The organism is Paenibacillus sp. GYB004 (assembly GCF_036577605.1).
In the GTDB taxonomy this organism is placed as follows: domain Bacteria; phylum Bacillota; class Bacilli; order Paenibacillales; family NBRC-103111; genus Paenibacillus_AB; species Paenibacillus_AB oceani.
In genome coordinates, this window is the sequence record NZ_JARBDB010000044.1 from 1 (window position 1) to 3,407 (window position 3,407).

Sequence of the window (3,407 nt, forward strand, 5' to 3'; positions counted from 1 at the left end):
GAGTCCACTAAGGCCCACCATTTCCAAATATCCTTCGGGATCTATTTGGGGCCATAGCTCAGCTGGGAGAGCGCCTGCCTTGCAAGCAGGAGGTCAGGAGTTCGATCCTCCTTGGCTCCACCAAAAAATACCGCAAAAAACTTCAAAATTCGACTTGAAATGCGAATGGGACTTGTGGTAATATAGCACTTGTCGCTTTCGAGCGAAAACAACAGAATGCGGAACTTCATATAGAAGAAACGCACGAAGTTGGCAAGCTTCGAAAACCGATAATCGCAACGTTGTTCCTTGAAAACTGGATAGCGAAACGAAGAGAGCAAGAACATCTGTAAAGGTGATCTTAGAGGCTGAAACGTTCGATCTTTTCGAACATCCTAACGGAACATTCAAAAATCATGGATAAGCTAATAAGGGCGCACGGAGGATGCCTAGGCGCTAGGAGCCGAAGAAGGACGTGGCGAACTACGATAATGCCTCGGGGAGTCGTAAGCAGGCTTCGATCCGGGGATGTCCGAATGGGGAAACCCGGCTGCGGTAATACGCAGTCACCTGTTGCTGAATACATAGGCAGCATGGAGGCACACCCAGGGAACTGAAACATCTAAGTACCTGGAGGAAAAGAAAACAAATGTGATTCCGTCAGTAGCGGCGAGCGAACGCGGAAAAGCCCAAACCGATCCCTTCGGGGATCGGGGTTGTAGGACGTCGATATGGCAAAAGCAGGTTAGGCGAAGCGGTCTGGAAAGGCCGGCCACAGAAGGTAAAAGCCCTGTAACCGAAAGCTTGCGTATGCCTAGACGGATCCTGAGTACGGCGGGGCACGGGAAACCCCGTCGGAATCCGGCAGGACCATCTGCCAAGGCTAAATACTCCCTAGCGACCGATAGCGAAGCAGTACCGTGAGGGAAAGGTGAAAAGCACCCCGGGAGGGGAGTGAAATAGAACCTGAAACCGTGCGCTTACAAAAAGTCAGAGGCCATTAACGGCTGATGGCGTGCCTTTTGTAGAATGAACCGGCGAGTTACGTTCCCGTGCGAGGTTAAGCCGAAGAGGTGGAGCCGCAGCGAAAGCGAGTCTGAATAGGGCGAATCAGTACGTGGACGTAGACCCGAAACCGTGTGATCTACCCCTGCCCAGGGTGAAGGTGCGGTAACACGCACTGGAGGCCCGAACCCACGAGCGTTGAAAAGCTCGGGGATGAGGTGGGGGTAGCGGAGAAATTCCAATCGAACTCGGAGATAGCTGGTTCTCCCCGAAATAGCTTTAGGGCTAGCCTCGGAAATGAGTCGCGGAGGTAGAGCACTGATTGGGTGCGGGGCCCGCCAAGGGTTACCAAGTCCAGTCAAACTCCGAATGCCGCAAACTTGAATTCCGGGAGTCAGACGGCGAGTGCTAAGATCCGTCGTCAAGAGGGAAAGAGCCCAGATCATCAGCTAAGGTCCCCAAGTGCGTGTTAAGTGGGAAAGGATGTGGAGTTGCACAGACAACCAGGATGTTGGCTTAGAAGCAGCCACCATTTAAAGAGTGCGTAATAGCTCACTGGTCGAGTGACTCTGCGCCGAAAATGTAACGGGGCTAAACACGCCACCGAAGCTATGGCTCGTACAACTTTGTTGTACTTGGGTAGGGGAGCGTTGTATGCGCGTCGAAGTCAGACCGGAAGGACTGGTGGAGTGCATACAAGTGAGAATGCCGGTATGAGTAACGAAAAGACTGGTGAGAATCCAGTCCGCCGAAAACCTAAGGGTTCCTGAGGAAGGCTCGTCCGCTCAGGGTAAGTCGGGACCTAAGGCGAGGCCGAAAGGCGTAGTCGATGGACAACAGGTTGACATTCCTGTACCACCGTAAGCCGTTACGAGCAATGGGGTGACGCAGAAGGGTAGTGACGCAGACTGATGGATGTCTGTCCAAGCAGTAAGGCTGGTCAGTAGGCAAATCCGCTGACCATTAAGGCTGAGCTGTGACGGGGAGGGAACATTGCAGTACCGAAGGTCATGATCTCAAGCTGCCAAGAAAAGCCTCTAGCCAGGCGAAGGTGCCCGTACCGCAAACCGACACAGGTGGGTGGGAAGAGAATTCTAAGGCGCGCGGAAGAACTCTCGTTAAGGAACTCGGCAAAATGACCCCGTAACTTCGGGAGAAGGGGTGCCTCGGTAGGGTGAATAGCCCGAGGGGGCCGCAGTGAAAAGGCCCAAGCGACTGTTTAGCAAAAACACAGGTCTGTGCGAAGCCGTAAGGCGAAGTATACGGGCTGACGCCTGCCCGGTGCTGGAAGGTTAAGGGGAGCGGTTAGGGTTTAGCCCGAAGCTGTGAACCGAAGCCCCAGTAAACGGCGGCCGTAACTATAACGGTCCTAAGGTAGCGAAATTCCTTGTCAGGTAAATTCTGACCCGCACGAATGGCGTAACGACTTGGGCGCTGTCTCAACGAGAGATCCGGTGAAATTTTAGTACCTGTGAAGATGCAGGTTACCCGCGACGTGACGGAAAGACCCCATGGAGCTTTACTGCAGCTTGATATTGGACTTTGGTACGATCTGTACAGGATAGGTGGGAGCCGTGGAAGTCGGAGCGCCAGCTTCGATGGAGGCGCCGTTGGGATACCACCCTGATCGTATTGGAGTTCTAACCTGCTACCGTGACCCGGTAGAGGGACCGTGTCAGGCGGGCAGTTTGACTGGGGCGGTCGCCTCCTAAAAAGTAACGGAGGCGCCCCAAGGTTCCCTCAGAATGGTTGGAAATCATTCGGAGAGTGCAAAGGCATAAGGGAGCTTGACTGCAAGACCCACAAGTCGAGCAGGGACGAAAGTCGGGCTTAGTGATCCGGTGGTACCGAATGGAAGGGCCATCGCTCAACGGATAAAAGCTACCCTGGGGATAACAGGCTTATCTCCCCCAAGAGTCCACATCGACGGGGAGGTTTGGCACCTCGATGTCGGCTCATCGCATCCTGGGGCTGAAGTAGGTCCCAAGGGTTGGGCTGTTCGCCCATTAAAGCGGTACGCGAGCTGGGTTCAGAACGTCGTGAGACAGTTCGGTCCCTATCTGTCGTGGGCGTAGGAAATTTGAGAGGAGCTGTCCTTAGTACGAGAGGACCGGGATGGACGTACCGCTGGTGTACCAGTTGTCTCGCCAGAGGCATAGCTGGGTAGCTACGTACGGAAGGGATAAGCGCTGAAAGCATCTAAGCGCGAAGCCCCCCTCAAGATGAGATTTCCCAATTCGTAAGACCCCTGGTAGACGACCAGGTTGATAGGTTCGGGGTGGAAGCGCAGCAATGTGTGGAGCTGACGAATACTAATCGGTCGAGGGCTTATCCTACAATACTCCACGAACCTTCGTGGAGGCCTCAAGAGCCCTTGAGGTAACGTTTCATCTCTCTCTCTTCTTCGGTTCGCATTCAGTTTT

General features: G+C 53.9%; 1 tRNA gene and 1 rRNA gene. Both read left to right on the forward strand.

The features are described 5' to 3' along the window. The first annotated feature begins 47 nt into the window (after nt 1-47). Nucleotides 48-123 (forward strand) — tRNA-Ala (locus PV433_RS18620). 274 nt (nt 124-397) lie between these two features. Further along, a 23S ribosomal RNA gene (locus PV433_RS18625) occupies nt 398-3,320 on the forward strand. The last annotated feature ends 87 nt before the right edge of the window (nt 3,321-3,407 follow it).